The 16623-nt window shown below is 69.5% G+C and carries 12 protein-coding genes; 1 reads left to right on the plus strand and 11 read right to left on the minus strand.

The annotated features are described in order from the left end of the window. Positions 1-19 precede the first annotated feature (19 nt). Complete coding sequence (locus EHF44_RS13590; protein ID WP_124684232.1) at positions 20-1078, minus strand: cyclase family protein; 1059 nt, start codon at positions 1076-1078, stop codon at positions 20-22. Positions 1079-1081: 3 nt separating this feature from the next. Further along, entirely contained in the window at positions 1082-1855 is a 774-nt protein-coding gene (locus EHF44_RS13595; protein ID WP_124684233.1) for an IclR family transcriptional regulator, read from the minus strand. A 303-nt stretch (positions 1856-2158) separates the two neighbouring features. Here EHF44_RS13595 and EHF44_RS13600 point away from each other — a divergent pair, with 303 nt between their 5' ends. After that, positions 2159-2689: a riboflavin biosynthesis protein RibA gene (locus EHF44_RS13600; protein ID WP_124684234.1), complete on the plus strand. Its 531-nt coding sequence runs from the start codon at positions 2159-2161 to the stop codon at positions 2687-2689. 19 nt (positions 2690-2708) lie between these two features. On the opposite strand, the gene EHF44_RS13605 is transcribed toward EHF44_RS13600, so the two are convergent. The 9 genes from EHF44_RS13605 to EHF44_RS13640 form a co-directional block, all read right to left on the minus strand. Then, positions 2709-4055 carry an AI-2E family transporter gene (locus EHF44_RS13605; protein WP_253699835.1) on the minus strand — a complete coding sequence of 449 codons (1347 nt, stop codon included), beginning with the start codon at positions 4053-4055 and terminating at the stop codon, positions 2709-2711. 252 nt (positions 4056-4307) lie between these two features. Further along, the gene (locus EHF44_RS28345; RefSeq protein ID WP_172966057.1) at positions 4308-4457 is read right to left on the minus strand and encodes a hypothetical protein; all 150 of its coding nucleotides are present in this window, start codon (positions 4455-4457) and stop codon (positions 4308-4310) included. A gap of 194 nt (positions 4458-4651) precedes the next feature. Further along, positions 4652-5098 (minus strand): hypothetical protein, encoded by a 447-nt coding sequence (locus EHF44_RS13610; protein WP_124684235.1) that lies wholly within the window; start codon positions 5096-5098, stop codon positions 4652-4654. A gap of 169 nt (positions 5099-5267) precedes the next feature. Next, positions 5268-6953 carry an MBL fold metallo-hydrolase gene (locus EHF44_RS13615; protein ID WP_172966058.1) on the minus strand — a complete coding sequence of 562 codons (1686 nt, stop codon included), beginning with the start codon at positions 6951-6953 and terminating at the stop codon, positions 5268-5270. Positions 6954-7075: 122 nt separating this feature from the next. After that, positions 7076-9445: a DNA polymerase II gene (locus EHF44_RS13620; RefSeq protein ID WP_124684236.1), complete on the minus strand. Its 2370-nt coding sequence runs from the start codon at positions 9443-9445 to the stop codon at positions 7076-7078. Between the two features lie 286 nt (positions 9446-9731). Beyond that, entirely contained in the window at positions 9732-11225 is a 1494-nt protein-coding gene (locus EHF44_RS13625; protein WP_124684237.1) for an efflux transporter outer membrane subunit, read from the minus strand. A 23-nt stretch (positions 11226-11248) separates the two neighbouring features. After that, positions 11249-13237, minus strand: coding sequence for a glycosyltransferase (locus EHF44_RS13630; protein WP_124684238.1), 1989 nt, complete (start codon positions 13235-13237; stop codon positions 11249-11251). Positions 13238-13239: 2 nt separating this feature from the next. Further along, on the minus strand, positions 13240-14469 hold the full coding sequence (locus EHF44_RS13635; RefSeq protein WP_437340332.1) for a hypothetical protein: 1230 nt from the start codon (positions 14467-14469) through the stop codon (positions 13240-13242). 126 nt (positions 14470-14595) lie between these two features. Continuing rightward, positions 14596-15936 (minus strand): HlyD family secretion protein, encoded by a 1341-nt coding sequence (locus tag EHF44_RS13640; protein ID WP_124684239.1) that lies wholly within the window; start codon positions 15934-15936, stop codon positions 14596-14598. Positions 15937-16623 lie beyond the last annotated feature (687 nt).

Consider the following 16623-nt stretch of genomic DNA (forward strand, 5'->3'; position numbering starts at 1 on the left):
CCGTGGCGGTCTGAAACGTCTACACCGTTGCCACCGGCGTGGTCGGTGATCCCACGGCGCCCGGCAGTCTCAGCGGTGGCGCGGTCAGCATGAAGCGGGTGCGGCCGTGGGCGCGCAGCCAGTCGGCCAGGTCGCGCAGGTACCAGAGTTCGCCCAGCGGCAGGCCGAGCTTGAACAGGCAGTGGTGGTGCAGCGGCAGCAGCGGGTGCGTCCGGGCGTCGTCGGGAGGCGGCAGGGCCGGGTAGCGCTCGACCGCGTAGTTGTCGGCGATCAGTGCGGCGATGCCGGAATCGGTGATCCAGTTCAGCAGCCGGTCGTCGCGGCCGTTCAGTGCGCAGCAGCTATGGTGCAGCACGGTCTCGTCGGGGTCGCGCTGCATCGACAGCACCACCTCGGCAAAGCCGGTGCGCAGCAGCAGCATGTCGCCGCGCTCCACCTCCACGCGGCGGGCTTCCATGGCGTGCATCAGGTCGTCGTAGCCGACGTTGCGGAAATCGGTGCCGAAAGCGTCGGCCAGGTCCACCAGCACGCCGCGGCCCTGCATGCCCTTGACGGCGAAGTTCTCGATGCCGAGCGCGTCGGCGTGGCTGGCGTGGCCGTGGCCGCAGTCGTGGGCCGCGAAGTCGTCGTCCTCGGCGTAGTCCACTGGCCCGACGATGTCGTCGTTGGCCCGGAAGCCGTTGTAGTAGACGCGCTCGGGCCGGCCGTCGCCATCGGCATCGAACAGCGCGCCCACGTGGGCCAGCGAATCCCACTGCGTGGAGTACTGCAGGCACAACAGCACCTGGTCGTCGCTGATGACGTCGGTGGCGGCCGGGTTGACCTTGGCCAGCGGGAAGTTCAGGTACGGGATGTCGTCGCGGAACGTTGGCCGCAACTGGGGCGGATGCCGGCGCGGGTTGAGTTTGTTGCCGCCGGGGTAGTCCAGCGGCATCGACAGGCAGAAGCTGAGCCCGGCCTGGATCTCGCGCGCGCCCCTGACCACCTGTTCGGGGCCGATCAGGTTGACGCGGCCCAGTTGATCGTCGGGACCAAAGTCGCCCCAGTTCGAGCCTTCCGGCCGTTGCTTCCAGCGCATGCTTCATGCCTCCTGTTGTCGTGGGATGGGGTGCCGCCACAGCGCGGCGATGGTGTCGGCCTCGCGCCGCAGCGCGCGGGCCAGCGCCGCCTCGCGGTCGGCGATGCGCTCGTTGAGCGCGGCGATGCTGATGGCGCCCAGCGGGTAGCCGTCCGGGCCGGGCAGGGCGATGCCGATGCCGCCCATGCGCTCCACCACCACGTCCAGCAGCACCGCGTAGCCGCGCGCGCGCGTGGTGGCCACGTGGCGGCGCAGCACATCGGCGTCGATCTGGGGATAGCGTTTCAGCGACGGGGCGATGCAGTCGAGCACCGTGTCGACCTCGTCGTCAGGCAGCGCGGCCAGCAGCGCCAGGCTGCCGGCGCCCACGCCCAGCGGGCGGCGGCTGCCGACGTCGAGATAGTTGGCGCGGATCGGAAAGGTGCCGAGCCGCAGTTCCAGGCAGACCGATTCCCAGCCGCTGGGCACGGACAGGATCGCGGTGTCCTCGAACGTGTTCGCCAGCCGGATCAACGCCGGGCGCACCAGCGGGCGCATGTCCAGCCGCTGCTGCGCCGCAGCCTGCAGCGTCAGCCACTCGCGCCCCGGCGAGAACGCCTTGGTAGCGGGATCGCGCTCGACCATGCCCTCGGCCACCAGTGTTTCCAGCAGCCGCAGCGCCGACGCCTTGTCCACGTTGGCGGCGGCGGCCAGGTCGGTCAGCCGGGCATTGCGGGTGTCGGACAGCGCACGCAGCAGGCGGCACGCCTTCTGCAGCGAGGTGCTGGGCACGGTCACGTATGCGTCTCCTCCGGGCGGGGTTTTGTGTAATGAAATCGTGGTGCATGCGGCAACCGTTGGTTTATAGGAGACGGACGGCCCGCCGTCATTCTGCGGCGCATCAAAGTTTTGCCCGATGAAACCGCGCCGGCTGGCCGATGCGGCGTCTTCCTACAGCGCCGCGCGGCCGGATGCCGACGCGGTGCGGCCCGGCCGATGGCTAGCATGGGATCGGAGGCATCCGCGCAGATCGCCGAAGATCGCATCAGAACGGCGCAAGGATGCCCGTACCGGGAGGGCGACACGACAAGGAGCCCAGACATGACAGGCAACATGATTTCCGGCGAGGCCGCCAACACGCGCATCGCCGCGCTTTACGACACCGAGGCGGATGCCGCGCAGGCCGTCGACCTGGTCTGCACCAGTGCCCGGCTCAGCGCCGGGCAGGTCAAGTTGATCCACCCGCACGAGGCCCACTTCGGCCGCAAGCTGGAGCCCGACGAGGCCGGCATCGCGCGCACGGCCGTCCGCTCGCACCTGACGCTCGGGGCGTGCGGGATGATCCTGGGGCTGCTGGTGATGGCCGTGCTGTACCTGCAGGACGTGGCGTGGGTGACGCAGAACCCGGTGCCGGCCGGTCTGGTCGGCGCGTTCATCGGCGCGATGCTGGGGATGATGGGCGGCGGGCTGGTAACGGCGCGGCCCGATCACCAGGCGGTGATCACGCCCGTGCGCGAGGCGGTGCGCGGGGGCCGCTGGGCCGTGCTGGTCAATCCCGAGTCGCCGCAGCAGTGCGACGACGCCATGCGCACGCTACGCGGCACCCATGCCGAGGTGATGCGGACGGTCTGAGCCGTCTGAGACGGGCTGCTTATTCGCCAAGGAACTCGGCCAGCACCTCCAGGCCGTCGACGTGGTCCGCAACGACCTTGGCGATGACCGCCAGCGGAATCGCCAGCAGCATGCCCCAGGTGCCCCACAGCCACGTGAACAGCAGCAGCGACACGAACACGGCCACGGCGTTCATGCGGGCCATGCGGCCGGTCATCCACGTGGTCATGCCGTTGCCGATCAGCGTGGCGATGACCAGCGACCCGCCGGCCGCCGCGCCCGCCACCGCCAGCGTGCCGAACTGCATGAAGCCGGCCACGCCCAGGCACACGGCCACCACCAGCGAGCCGAAGTAGGGCACCAGGTGCAGCACGCTGGCCACCAGCGCCCAGGTGCCGGCGTTGTCGATCGACAGGTAGCGCAGCAGGATGTACGTGCAGATGCCCAGCGACGCATTGGTGACCAGCAGCATCAGCATGTAGCGCTGGATCTGCCGGTTGATCTCGTCCAGCATATGCACGCTGATTTTCTTCTGGCTGATGGTCTTGCCGGCCATCTTGATGAACTTGCGCTTGAACATGTCGCCGGCCAGCAGCAGGAACCACGTCAGGAACAGCACCACCACGACCTGCGCGATCAGCGCGAAGGCGCCCATCCAGCCGGCCCAGATCATGTTGTTGATGCCGTCGCCGCCGCGTTCCACGACGATGGGCGCGCCGCGCGGCGCCGGTGGCTGCCCGGTGCCGCCCAGGATGGTGGCGGCCCGGCGCACCTTCTGCAGCACTGAATCGTCGCCGCTCATCAGCGCCCCGACCGACCGCGACAGCTTGCTGGCGATCTCGGGCAGCCGGTCGACGATCGACGACACCTGGCCCTCCAGCAAGTAGGCGCCGCACAGCACCATGCCCAGCAGCCCCAGCAGCACGACGGTGGCGCCCACGGCGCGTGGCACGCGCTGGCGCTGCAGCAAGGCCACCATCGGGTCGAGCAGGTAGGCCATGACGATGGCCAGCACCACGGGCACCACGAACGCGCGGGCGACGTGCAGCGCGTAGAGCGATGCCAGCGTGGCCAGCACAATCAGCGCCAGGCTGCCGCTGCGCACGGAGCGCGTCCAGGGTGGCGGGGTGAAATCGGGAATCGTGACCGGGGCGGCGGCAGCGGCGGCCAGGGCTGGGCTGCCGGCGTCGGCGCGGTCATCCTCAATCGGATCGGCAATCGGGTCGGACGGCTCGCTGGCGGCCTGGGCAGTATCGGACGTGTCCGACATGCCGGCGCGCGCCGCCGCGTCACCCGTCTGGGTGGGCGGGGCTGGGTCGGCCGCGCGCGCAGCCGGGTCCGGCGCGGACGGGGACCGCAGGGCGGGGGTGGGCGGGACGGTCGACATGGCTCGCTGGCTCTGTTATGGGTGCCTGCTCAGAGCATAGTGGCGGCCAGCGGGATGGAATGTCGGCGTGCAACGGGTCGGGCTGTAGGACGGATGCACGTGACGGCCGCGTTACCGGGCGGGGGGGCGGGGGCGGGGGCCGGCGAGCCGAAAAAAGGTCATCCACAAAAAGCAAAACGCCGGTCGGGTGGACCGGCGTTCCGTAGGGGGCAGGGCGATCGGCCGGTTGGCGTGCCGATGGCCGCTGGTGCGTCAGCGTGACGTGTCGTCAGGGCCTGAGGACGTATCCAGAAACTGGGGCTGTTTGAGCAGCGGATCGTTCTTGATCATCCAGCGAACACCGAAAGCCAGTGCAACGATGCAGGCCAGCATATACGCAACGATCGCAGTGAGAGTCAGCATGTTTCTTCACAGGAGTGGGTTGCGACCGCAGTTGCCACGAAGGTCCTGGACGAAGCGACGTGGCGGGCCGGATGGGAACGGATTGTATGTGACTGCAGACGTGATTCCGACCCGATTTCGCCTGAAATTTTCTGTATGGCGATCTAAGCGTGGCTAATATCGGCAGGAACTACGATGCCCCGACGCGCACGCTGTCAGAAATAGCAGCCCATGCCGTACTGCTCCGCGCGCAGCGCGTGCACGGCGTCGCGATAGCGGTCGGCGTGGCTCCAGTACTCGGTCTGATGCATGGCCCGCTCCGCCGCGCGCACCTGGAACTCCAGCGCCCGGCACTGGTTCCAGAACGCGGTCTGCGCGCGCCAGTCCTGATCCTGCTCGCGGGCGTCCCAGTTCTCGATCTGCGTGGCCATCTGGGCGCGGTTCTTCAGGTATGCCTGCTCGTCGCTGCGGACCTTGGCGGACTTGGCCACCGTGGTCACGTTGCCGCGCATCGACGGCGTGACATTGCGGTAGCCGGCCGGGCAGGCCCCGGACGTATAGAGCGTGTCACCGGCGCCTTCGCACTTGGTGACGGCCTGGGCGGCGCCGGCGGCCATCGACGTGGCCAGTGTCAGCAGCAGGGGAGCAAGGAGTCTGGGCATGGCAAGGCTCTCGGGCAGTCAGCGATGCAAGTCACTGTAGGCAGCCGGCCCAAGTGCCGCCAGTGCGTCAAGGTATCCAGATATTTCACGGCCCGGCGGACGGCCGCCTGTCAGCTTTCGGGCGTGTACCCAACCGGAGGAAAGGGCAGGCGCCTGACAACCCTCCCGCCTACCGCAACCCCCACACCCCATCCACCTCGCTGGCCACGCCCTCGGCTTCCAGCTTGCGCAGGTGCGCCAGCATCGACCGCAGCGCGATGGGGTGCTTGCTGGCCGGCACGTCATCGTAGACGCTGGTGACCAGCGTGGGGGCGTCGGCCGGTGACAGCGTGCGCAGAGCGTTCAGCACCTTGGCCTCGCGTTGCAGGCGGTGGCGGATCAGCAGGCGGATGGCGTCGTGCGGGCGCGGCATCAGAAAGCCGTGCCCCGGGGCGATCCATTCGAGGTCCTCGTCCAGCAGCATGCGCAGCGACGCCAGATAGGCGCCCATGTCGCCGTCGGGCGGGTTGATGACCACGGTCGAGCCCTGCATCACGTGGTCGCCCGTGAACAGCGTCTTTTCCTCTTCCAGCAGGAAGCACAGGTGGTTCGACGCATGGCCGGGCGTGTGGATCACGCGCAGCGTGGTGTCGGGGCCCAGCGCGATGCGGTCGCCGTGCACGGGCATGTGGTCTGGCCGGAAGGTCTGGTCCTGGCGGTCCTTGACGTCGGTGGTGCGGCCCCAGACTGGCGCCGACGTGGCCGCGCGCAGCCGCACCGTGCCCGGCGAGTGGTCCAGATGGGTATGCGTGACCAGGATCCATTTCACGGGGCCCGGCGCGGCGGCCATGACCGCGTCGAAGTGGGCCGCGTCTTCCGGGCCCGGATCAATCACGGCCCAGCAGTTGTCGGCGCCGGCCACGAAGTAGGTGTTGGTGCCGGGCCCGGTCATCACGTTGCCGTTGTTGGCCGTCACGCGCCAGACGCGCTCGGACAGCCGCACCGGCAGCCCCGGCTCCAGCACGTAGCGGCCATGGGCGGCGCCGTCCGGGTCGATGCGGGCAATCTCGGCATAGCACGGCTCGTCGGGCATCACCGGCCGCTGGCCCTTGGGCCCATGCGCCAGCCGCGGCATCACCAGCGCGATGCTGCGCTGCTGCCTGGCGAAATCGACGCACGCCTGCGCCGTCTCGAAATGGGCGATCGATTGCAGGATGCGCCGCGTGGCGTTGACGAGCGTGAGGTTGTTGACGGGATCGATCACGTCGGCCGGGCGCATCCAGCGGTGCTCCACGGCCTCCACGCCATCGTGGATCGCGGTCTGGCCCGGCGGCACCACGGCCATGAAGAAGCGCGTGTCGAAGCGCTTGGGCAGCCCCGGCGGCGTCAGCCAGTAGGCGCAGTAGGCCAGCTGGTCGACGGCCAGCCGCAGGCCCAGCATCTCGCAGACGTGTGCCAGACCCTTGCCGCCATAGGCGGCCGCCTCGCGCAACTGCTGGCGCACGCCGGCGTCCAGGTCGTCGAGCCGCACGATCTGGCCGGTGGCGTCGTAGGCGTAGAGCAGGCCGGCTTCCTCGAACGCCTCGCGCACCGCGCACAGGAAGTAGTCGAGCCCGTTGGCCGCCACGCCCAGCCGGGCACTGGCGCCTGTGTCGTCCAGCCCGGCGCAGAGCCGATGCAGCGCGGCGTCCTGCGGGTCGAGCACGCCGCCCGGGAACACGAACGCGCCCGCGCTGCGGTCGTCGTCGCGCTGGGGGCGGCGCATCATCAGGATTTCCATGCCCTGCGGGCCGTCGCGCAGCACAAGCATGCTGGCGGCGTAGCGCATGGCCTTGGACGGGGAGGGAACAGCAGGATTCGGGGCGACGGCGGACATGAACGGGAGTCTCTTCGGATGCTCTTGCGGCGGCGTCAGGCGACGCCGGCAGGCCATTCTAGCGGGTTGCGCCGTTGTCGCACCGCAGCGAAAACCCTGCGTGCCGCCCGCCCGCCGGCGGTTCAGGACGGAAACAGCGCCATCTGGCCGGTCAGCAGCGTCTGGAAATCGTCGTCCAGGAACGGCAGGATCGCGTCGGCGATGGGCTGGAGCTGGCGCGTGACGTAGTGGTCATAGTCGATGGGCGCCGAGCGCGTTTCCAGCGGCTCCGGGCCGGCCATCGTCATCAGGTAGCTGATCCAGCCGCCGTTCTGGTACTGGCGCGGGCGGCCGTGGCGCTCGTTGTAGGCATCGGCGATGCGGGCGGCGCGCACGTGCGGCGGCACGTTGCGCTGGTAGTCGTCGAGCTGGCGGCGCAGCCGCTTGCGGTAGACCAGCAGGTCGTCCAGCTCGCCGGCCAGCGTGCGGCGCACCGTGTCGCGCACGTATTCCTGGTACGGCTCGCGGTTGAAGATCCGGGCGTAGAGCGTCTGCTGGAACTGCTGCGCCAGCGGCGACCAGTCCGTGCGTACTGTTTCCAGCCCCTTGTAGACCATCTCCAGGCGGCCGTCGGGGCGCATCACCTGGCCGGCGTAGCGCTTCTTGCTGCCCAGGTCGGTGCCGCGGATGGTCGGCATCAGGAAGCGGCGGAAGTGGGTCTCGAACTGGAGTTCCAGCGCGCTTTCCAGGCCGTAGGTCTGCCACAGGTGGTCGCGCCACCAGTCGTTGACGTAGGCCACGAGGCTGCGGCCGATCTGGCCCGCGTCGTCCTCGGTCCGCGCGCGGCGCAGCCAGACGAACGTGGAATCGGTATCGCCATAGATCACCTCGTAGCCGCGTGCCTCGATCAGCTGGCGCGTCTGGCGCATGATCTCGTGCCCGCGCATGGTGATCGACGACGCCAGCCGCGGGTCGAAGAACCGGCAGCCGCTGGACCCGAGCACGCCGTAGAACGCGTTCATGATGATCTTGAGCGCCTGCGACAGCGGCTTGTTGCCGTCGCGCTTGGCGGCCTCGCGGCCCTGCCAGACGCGCGACACGATGGCCGGCAGGCAGTGCCGCGTGCGCGAGAACCGGGCGCCCCGGAAGCCGGGCACCGAGTCGGCATCGTCGGGGTGCGCCAGGCCCTCCACGAGCCCGATCGGGTCGATCAGGAACGTGCGGATGATCGACGGGTACAGGCTCTTGTAGTCCAGCACCAGCACCGATTCGTAGAGCCCGGGCCGCGAATCCATCACGAAGCCGCCCGGGCTGGCCTCGGGCGCCTTGTCGCCAAGGTTCGGCGCCACGTAGCCCTGGCGGTGCATCAGCGGCATGTACAGGTGCGTGAACGCGGCCACCGAGCCGCCGCTGCGGTCCGCCGGCAGCCCGGTGACGGTGGCGCGTTCCAGCAGGAATCGCAGCAGCTCGGTCTTCTCGAAGATGCGCGTGACCAGTTCGCAGTCGCGCAGGTTGTAGCGGGCCAGCGCGGGCTTGTCCTGGGCGAACATCCGGTCGATCTCGTCCATGCGGTCGTACGGGTTGTCGATCGCCTTGCCTTCGCCCAGCAGCGCCTGCGCCACCGATTCGAGGCTGAACGACGGAAAGCTCCACGTGGCCGAGCGCAGCGCCTCGATGCCGTCGATCACGAGCCGCCCGGCCGCCCCGGCGAAATAGTGCTGCTGGCGGTTGTGCTCGCGCCATTCCATCTCGGCGCCGCCCCGGCCCAGCCGCAGCGGCATCTGGAACTGCCGGGCGTGCTCGCGCAGCACGCGCAGGTCGAACTGGACGAGGTTCCAGCCGATGATGGCATCCGGGTCGTGGCGCGCCAGCCAGTCGTTCAGCGCTTCGAGCAGCGCCTGCCGCGTGGGGCGGTACTCCAGCGCGAAGTCGAGGTCGGCCGGCGCCTGCTGCGGCGCGGGGCCGAGCATGTAGACCTGCCGCTGGCCGCAGCCTTCGAGCGCAATCGAGTAGAGGTCGCCGAACGCGTTGGTCTCGATGTCCAGCGACACCAGGCGCAGCGCGGGGCGGTAGTCGGCGGCGGGCTTGAGCTGGGCGTTGCGCAGGATGCCGTCGGCGCCAGGGTCGCCATCGAACCAGACCGGCGCGGTGATGAAGCGCTCCATCAGGTAGCGCTCGGGCGGCCGGACATCGGCCTCGTAGACGTCCACGCCCGCGTCGCGCAGCGCCTTGTCGATCTGGATGAGCTGGCGGTGCTGCGGGCAGTAGAGGCCCAGCACGGGCCGGCGCTGGAAATCCTGCAACTGCAGCGGCCGCAGCGTCACATCGCGCTGGCCCTGCAACAGCGCCTCGGCCGCGGCCCGCTGGGCCTCGGGGATGAACGCCGTGGACGGCTGCGGCGGCAGGCGCAGCCGGCGCGGCCCGTCGTCGGTCGCCAGCCAGAACTCGACTTCGGTACCAGCCGGGGTATCGCGCCAATGTCGGGTCAGGATGAAACCCTGCTGAAGTGCCACGCTGCAAGCCTTGGGGTGTTTGTGGCGGGGATTTTAGCGGAGGCGGGGGGCGGCGGTGGGGTGGTGGTGGTGTGGGGTCGCGGGCGGTATTCCCCCCAATGGTTTTCTCCCCTCTCCCGCGCGCGGGAGAGGGGTCGGGGGAGAGGGCATGGCGGTGCAAGCTGCTACCGTCGCATCTTGAGCGGCTGGCCCTCACCCCCAGCCCCTCTCCCGCAGGCGGGAGAGGGGAGCAAAAAAAACAGGCAGAAGACACGCCAACATGGCAGCGCAGGCTGCCGCCGCCGCGCTACTGCCGCGCCACCATCCCCGCCGGCTTGCCGGCCACCGGCTGCGCCGGCGCCGACTGCTGCGACCATCCGCCGCCCAGCGCCTTGTATAGCTGCGCGCGGCTGTTCAGGCGGGCGAGCTGGATCGTCACCAGCTTCTTTTCAGCCTCGTACTGCTGGCGCTGGGCGTCGAAGACCGGGAAGTAGTCATCCACGCCGTTCTTGAAGCGCATCTCGGCCAGCCGGCGGGTCTCGGCGACCGATTTCTGCAGCGACTGCTGGGCGGCGGTCTGGCGGTCGTATGTGCCGCGGGCGGCCAGCCCGTCGGAGACTTCGCGGAAGGCGCCCTGGATCGTGCGCTCGTACAGCGCGACGTTGATGTCCTTGCGGACCTTCGACGCATCCAGGTTGGCCTGGTTCGCCCCGGCGTTAAAGATCGGCAGCGTCACCTGCGGCGCAAAGGCCCAGGCCGCGCCGCCGGTGAAGAGTCCGGCCAGCGTGGTGCTGGCCAGCCCGACGCCGGCGGTCAGCGAGATGCGCGGGAAAAACGCCGCGCGCGCCGCGCCGATGTTGGCGTTGGCGGCCTTGAGCCGGTGCTCGGCGGCCATGATGTCCGGGCGCTGCGCCAGCAGGTCGGACGGCAGCCCGGACGGCAGCTCGGCCACGAACGACCTGTCGTCGAATGGCTGCGGCGCCGGCAGGTCGGCAGGGATCGGGCCGCCGATCAGCAGCGACAGCGCGTTCTCGTCCTGCGCCACCTGGCGCGTGAACTGCTCCACGTCCACGCGGGCCGTTTCCACCTGCGTCTGCGTGCGATGCTGGTCGATCTCGGCCATGCCGCCGGCCTGCTTGCTCTTGCGCACCATCTCGGCGGCGTCTTCCTGGATCTTGAGCGTGTCCTGCGACAGCTTCAGCAGTTGCTGGTCGGCCTGCCACGTCAGGTAGGCCGTGGCAATCTCGCCCACCAGGCTGATCTGCGTGCTGCGCCGCACTTCCTCGATGGCCAGGTACTGCTCCAGCGCCTCGTGCTTGAGGCTGCGGATGCGGCCAAACACGTCGAGCTCGAACGCGGAAAAGCCCACGCCGGCGCCCCAGGCGTTGATCACGGCGTCCTGGCCCGGCGCGCGCAGGTCGCCGGTGACGCGCGTGCTGCTGAAGCCCAGGTTGCCGTCGACGGCCGGGAACTGTGCCGCGCGCCGGATGCGGTAGTACGCACGGGCCTCGTCGATGGACAGCGTGGCCACGCGCAGGTCGCGGTTGTTGGCCAGGCCCAGCTCGATCAGCCGCCGCAGCCGCGCGTCGGTAAAGAAGTCCTGCCAGCCCAGGCTGACGGCCGGTACGGGCGCCTGCGCGGTGCCCGGCGTGGTCTGGTAGGCGGCGCCCGTGGGCCAGGCGTTGGCCACCGGCGAGTCGGGCCGCTGGTAGGAGGGTTCCAGCGTGCAGGCGGTGAGCGCCAGCGGCAGCAGCACCGCGAGCCATCGCGGTACTGGCGGAGTCTTGGAGGAGAGGCGCATTGTTGTCATCGTCATAGCGTGGATCAACCGGTAAAGGCGCGCCGCAGAAGCTGCACGATGGCCGTGCCCGGCAGGCCCCGGCGCGCGATGTTGTGCGGCGGCTCGCTGAACAGCAGCCGGATCAGCCGGTGCCGCGCGCTCATGTCGGGCAGCAGCGCGATGCCGATCAACTGGCCGTCGGTGCGCGCCACGCGGCACGGCACCCAGCCCAGCGGCGCCAGCCAGAACGCGCCCATGGCGCCCGGCGCCACGCGCGTGCCGCTGTGCGATTCCAGCGCGACGCCGTTGCAGGACAGGTCGCGCGTCACGCCATCGACCTCGCGCGAGATGCCGTCGTCGCCGTAGAACTGCAGCCGTGCCGCCGCGCGGAACGGAAAGCGCTCTTCCTTGCGCGGGCGCGGCAGCTCGAAGCAGACCAGCAGCGACGCCAGGTACAGCACCATCGACACCACGGTCCAGGCGATGTTGAACACGGTGCCCGGCGCGTTGCCGTCGGCGGCGATGGCGCGCCCCAGGCCCACCGCCGACAGCACGAACAGCGCCCCGTAGAACGCCGCGAACTTGCCGTGGACGGTCAGCTTCGAGCGGTCCAGCCCCTTGTTGGTGACCTTGAACGGCCGCCCGAACGGCTTGAACATGGCGCTGGCCAGCGTGGCCGTCACGGCCATCGCCGCCACGATCTGCGTGACCTCGGTGAAGATCGGCATCGCGCGCGAGCCCGTGATCCAGATGCTGTACGCCCAGTACAGCAGCAGCGCCGGCACGCCATAGGCCAGGAATTGCAGCGGATCGCCATAGAGCGTGGGGACGTTGAAGAACCAGTAGAGCAGCGGCCCGGTCAGCAGCATCAGCGTGAACGGGCGGCTGAGCCAGTGCAGCAGCCCGTGCACGTAGTGCAGCCGCTGGCGGAACGTGTAGCCCCGGCCGCGCAGCGGGCCGTCGGCGGTCAGCGCCACCTGGATCGTGCCCAGGCCCCAGCGGCTGCGCTGGCTGATGTACTCGGGCAGCCCCTCGGCCGACAGGCCCACGCTGAGCCGCTCGTTGAGCCAGCGCGTGACGTAGCCGTACGGCATCAACTTGTAGGTCAGGTGGATGTCCTCGGTCACCGTGCCGGTGGGAAACCCGCCGATATGGCCCAGCGCCTCGCGCCGCACCACGAACGACGTGCCGATGCAGAACGCGGTGTCCCAGGCGTCCTTGGCCGGCTGCATCACGTCGAAGAACGCGCGCTGCTCGTCCACCCAGCAGTCGGTGGAGCGCAGGTTGTACTGGATGGGGTCGGCGTTGTAGTAGAACTGCGGCGTCTGCACCACGCCCACGCGCGGGTCGTCGAACAGGCCGACGATGCGCAGCAGGATGTTGCGGTGCGGCGCAAAGTCGGCGTCCAGCACCATGATGAACGGCGCGCCGCCGTCGATCCCGGCACTGTGCTGCAGGCCGTTGTTCAGGTTGCCGGCCTTGGCGTGGGTGTTGTCGGGCCGCGTCACGTAGTGCACGCCGGCCTGCTGGCAGAACGCCTTGAGCCAGTCGCGCCGGGTGTCGTCGAGCACCCAGACGCGGAAGTTGGGATAGTCGATGGCCTTGGCCGCGACGATCGTCTTCTCCAGCACGTCCAGCCCCTCGTTGTAGGTGGCGATGAAGATGTCGACGGCCGGCGCGTCGCGGTCGCCGCGCAGCCGGGCCTCGCCGGCATCGGCCTGGGCGCGGTGGTCGGTCGTGCGCGTGAGCGTGACGATGGAGATCAGCGTGTAGAGGATGGTCAGCGTCTCGAAGCCCAGGAACGCGTGGGCCCACAGGCTGGGGAATTCCAGCCGCCATTCGGGCAGTGTCTCGGTGATGCGCCAGATGTAGTAGACGCCAAGCAGGATGCCGGCCGCCAGGCCGAACAGCCAGCGGTCGGCGGCGCGGCGGCGGTCGCCGCGCAGGCATAGCACGGCGATCAGCAGCGCGCCGGCATTGACCTGGACCAGCATGCTGCCATCCAGAAAACTCGCAAAGCTCGCGGCCAGCATCGTCACTCCTTGGGCGGGCTTCCGCCGGGCTGAAAGGGGTTCCATCCGGCCGCCGCCAGCACGGCCCAGGCCGTGGCGCCCAGGTGGGGCAGGTGGAAGTAGTAGAAGTCGTCGGTCTTCGAGTCGGGGCCGATCTGCAGCCCGGTGCGCACGCGCGTGTCGGGGGTGGCGAACAACATGCCCGACGGCGCCCGCTGGGCGGCCAGCAGCGGCCAGAGCGGGGCGGCCTCGGCGTCGCGGCCGCTGGCGCGCAGCACCAGCGCGGCCTGGCCGGTGCCTTCGGTCCAGATGCCGTCCGGGTTGGCGTTGAAGCCGTAGCCGCCCTTGACGCCGTGGCGCGTGCGGGCCCAGGTCAGCGCGCGCTGCCAGCCGGGCGCCGCGTCGGGTATCGCGATCAGCGGCCACAGCGAGGCGTCGAGCGCCGACGGGCCTGCATTCAGCGTGCGGCCGTCGTCGCGCGTGCCGATGGCGAAGCGGCCCTCGCCGGGCTGCCACATCGCCTCAACGAACTGGCGCGAGCGGTCGGCGCCGGTGCGCCAGCGCGGGTCGCTGTCGAGCCGCGACAGCCAGCGGAACACCGCGTAGGTGTCGACGTTGTGCTCGGTCGATTTCCAGCCCTGGCGCTGCGGCGACGGCTCGTGGCCGAAGAATCCGCCGACGAAGGCGGCCGGCGCGGCGCTGTCGTAGGTCACCTTGTCGACCCAGCCCATCATCGTGCGGGCCGTGTCCAGGTAGCGCGGCGCCCGCGTGGCCTCGTAGGTGGCCAGCAGCAGCAGCGCGGCCCAGGCCACGTTGCCGGTGGCCGTGCCAACCTGGTAGCGATCCTCGAACCAGCGGTTGGCCTTGGCGTCCCACCAGCCCGGCATCGGCACGGGGCCGTCCGGCATGGCGCCGGCGCGATAGGCGTTGCGCAGCCGGCCATCGTGGTAGTGGCGGTCGCGCGTGACGCCGGCCACCACGGCATCGGCAATGCGCCGCGCGGCGTCCGGCCGGCCACAGGCCAGCAGCGCGATGCCGGCCAGCGCGTTGTCATAGACGAAGGCCGACTCCTTGAGCGGGCCCGGCAGCGGTTCGCCGCCCGGTGCCGGTTCATAGCTGGCCAGCATCACGGGGCCGCTGCCGGGGATAGCGGCCACGCGGGCGGCCAGCGTCTGGCAGCCGGCGTCGCGCAACGCGTCGCGCGGCGCGTCGGGGGTCTGGGGCGCGGCGGCCACGCCCAGCGGCGCGGCCAGCGCGATCGTCACGATGCTTTCGAGCAGCCGCTTGCGCGCGGCCGGGTGTCGCGATCCTGCGAGATAACGCTGCACGGTAGGGTTCCTCCTGCGGGCGTGGGGGACATGGCTGGCGATCGGTGTCGATCAGATCAGCCGGCGGAACCACGGGCGGTCAAGGCTGACCTTGGCCCAGTGGCCGAGCGCGCAGCGGTCGGTCTTGCCGGCGCCGGGCAGGTCGGGCAGCGGCTTGTTGAGCTTGGCAATCAGGTAAAGCTCGTTCTTCTCGATGGGCGGGAAGGGCACGAAATACCGTGCCTGGTCGCCATCGGGCGCGCGCGGCAGGATTTCCGCCACCTTGCCCGGCTGCGGGGTGCCCACGCCATCGACCAGCACCGTGACCGGCGCGCCGGGCAGCAGATCCTTGCTCAGGCTGCGCGGAAAGACCGCCACCACGGCCGGCTGCGCGCAGTTGGTGGCGCGCATCAGCGTGGCGCCGGCCGCCACGCGCGTGCCGGGCGGGGCCAGCACGTCCTCGACGATGCCGCCGGCATAGGCCTTGATGTCCAGGTTCGACACGCGGTCCAGCCGCTGCTGCTCGGTGTCGACGAGCTTGTCGACCTCGGCGCCGTAGGCTTCCAGTTGCTTGATCTCGGCCTGCAGCCCGGTGATCTCGGCCTTCAGTTCGTCCGAGCGCTGCGCCAGCGCGCCCACGGCGCTGTCGTTGCTGGACGCGAACACCTTGTTGCGCGTGGCCGCGCTGCTGTTGCGGGCGCTGTTCAGCTCGGCCTCGACGGCGTCGCGCTGACCGGCCAGCACGGCAAGCTGGTTGCGCGATGCATCGGTAAACGCCTGGCTGACGGCGCCGGCCTGCTGCATCTGCACGTTACGATTGACTACATTTTGCTGGGCGTCGATCTGCTGCTGCGCCACATTGAGCCGCGCCTCGATGCCGCGCACGCGCGAATCGTTCTGCTGCTGGGCCGCCGAGGTGTAGCGCCGCACGTCGCCGCTGGTGGCTGCCAGCCGCGCCTCGTTCACTTCCAGCTTGGTCCTGGCGGCTTCCAGGCGCTTTTCGTTGTCGAGCTTCTTGCCGGTCAGCTCCAGCAGCAGCGCCCGATCCATGTTCGGGTTCTGCAGTGTCATCAGCGATTCGCCGGGCTTGAAGGTGGTGCCCACCGGCACCAGCTGCTTGGTGACGATGCCTTCCACGGGCGTGGTGATCAGGCTCACGGGGCTGTTGACGACGGCCCGCTCGGACGACCGCACGAACACGTACGGGAACATCACGGACAGGATGATCCAGATGATGAAGCCCACCATGCCGTAGCTGGCCAGGCGCGGAATGGCCTGCCAGACCGGCCGCAGGCCCAGCGCGCGGCTGGGCTGGGCCACGGCGTCGCGCGGCGGCGGCGATGCGGGCCGGCCCGGCGGTGGCGGCGGCCGCCGCGTTGGCACGGTCGGCTTGTGGTCGGAATTGTTGTCCATGCGAGCTCCCGGGTAAAAGGTGGCCACCCGCGACACGCCAACGTCGGTCGCGGTGAAAAATTTCGCAGACGAACGCTCCCCGCCGCGCGAACGTTACGTTCGTGAGGATCGGGTCTTGCGTTCTCGTCCCCCAACCAATTGTTATGCGCCGTTTGCTCCGGGCCGTGGCAACGCCGCCGGAACAGGCGTGAGGACCGTGTCGCCGGTCCGTTGAACTGCCCGCATGCCGGACGGCATGGGCGTGCAGGTATTGCGAGGCGCGACGCGCCATGGACACTCTCAGCACATCATCACAGGATTGATGCAATGCAGCGCTGGAGCGATTCAAAGTTAGTCAGTTTGCTATTCGCGTGCTGTAAAAAGATGTAAGGACTGTATATCGCTCCACTTAACGCGCATGAACCGTTGACAGGGGTGGGGCATGCGGTTACGGGGGTGGGCCGATTCGATGGCATCGGCTTTGGTGCGGCATTGGCGTCGTTGCGATAAGAAAACTTATCGCAACGAACGCGGTTTCTGACGTGAACCGACGCGAACCGGCCCTGACATCGGCGGGCAGAAGGCCGGGCGCCCCAGTCGTCCCTTTCCGCAGGGCAGGCCGTCATCGGTATTCCCGAGCATTTGAATTCCTTGACGATTCAACGAAAATGGCGATTGGCGGCCGCCCCCGGGCCGCGTCACCAGAGC

This window comes from Cupriavidus pauculus (assembly GCF_003854935.1).
Classification (GTDB): Bacteria; Pseudomonadota; Gammaproteobacteria; order Burkholderiales; family Burkholderiaceae; genus Cupriavidus; species Cupriavidus pauculus_C.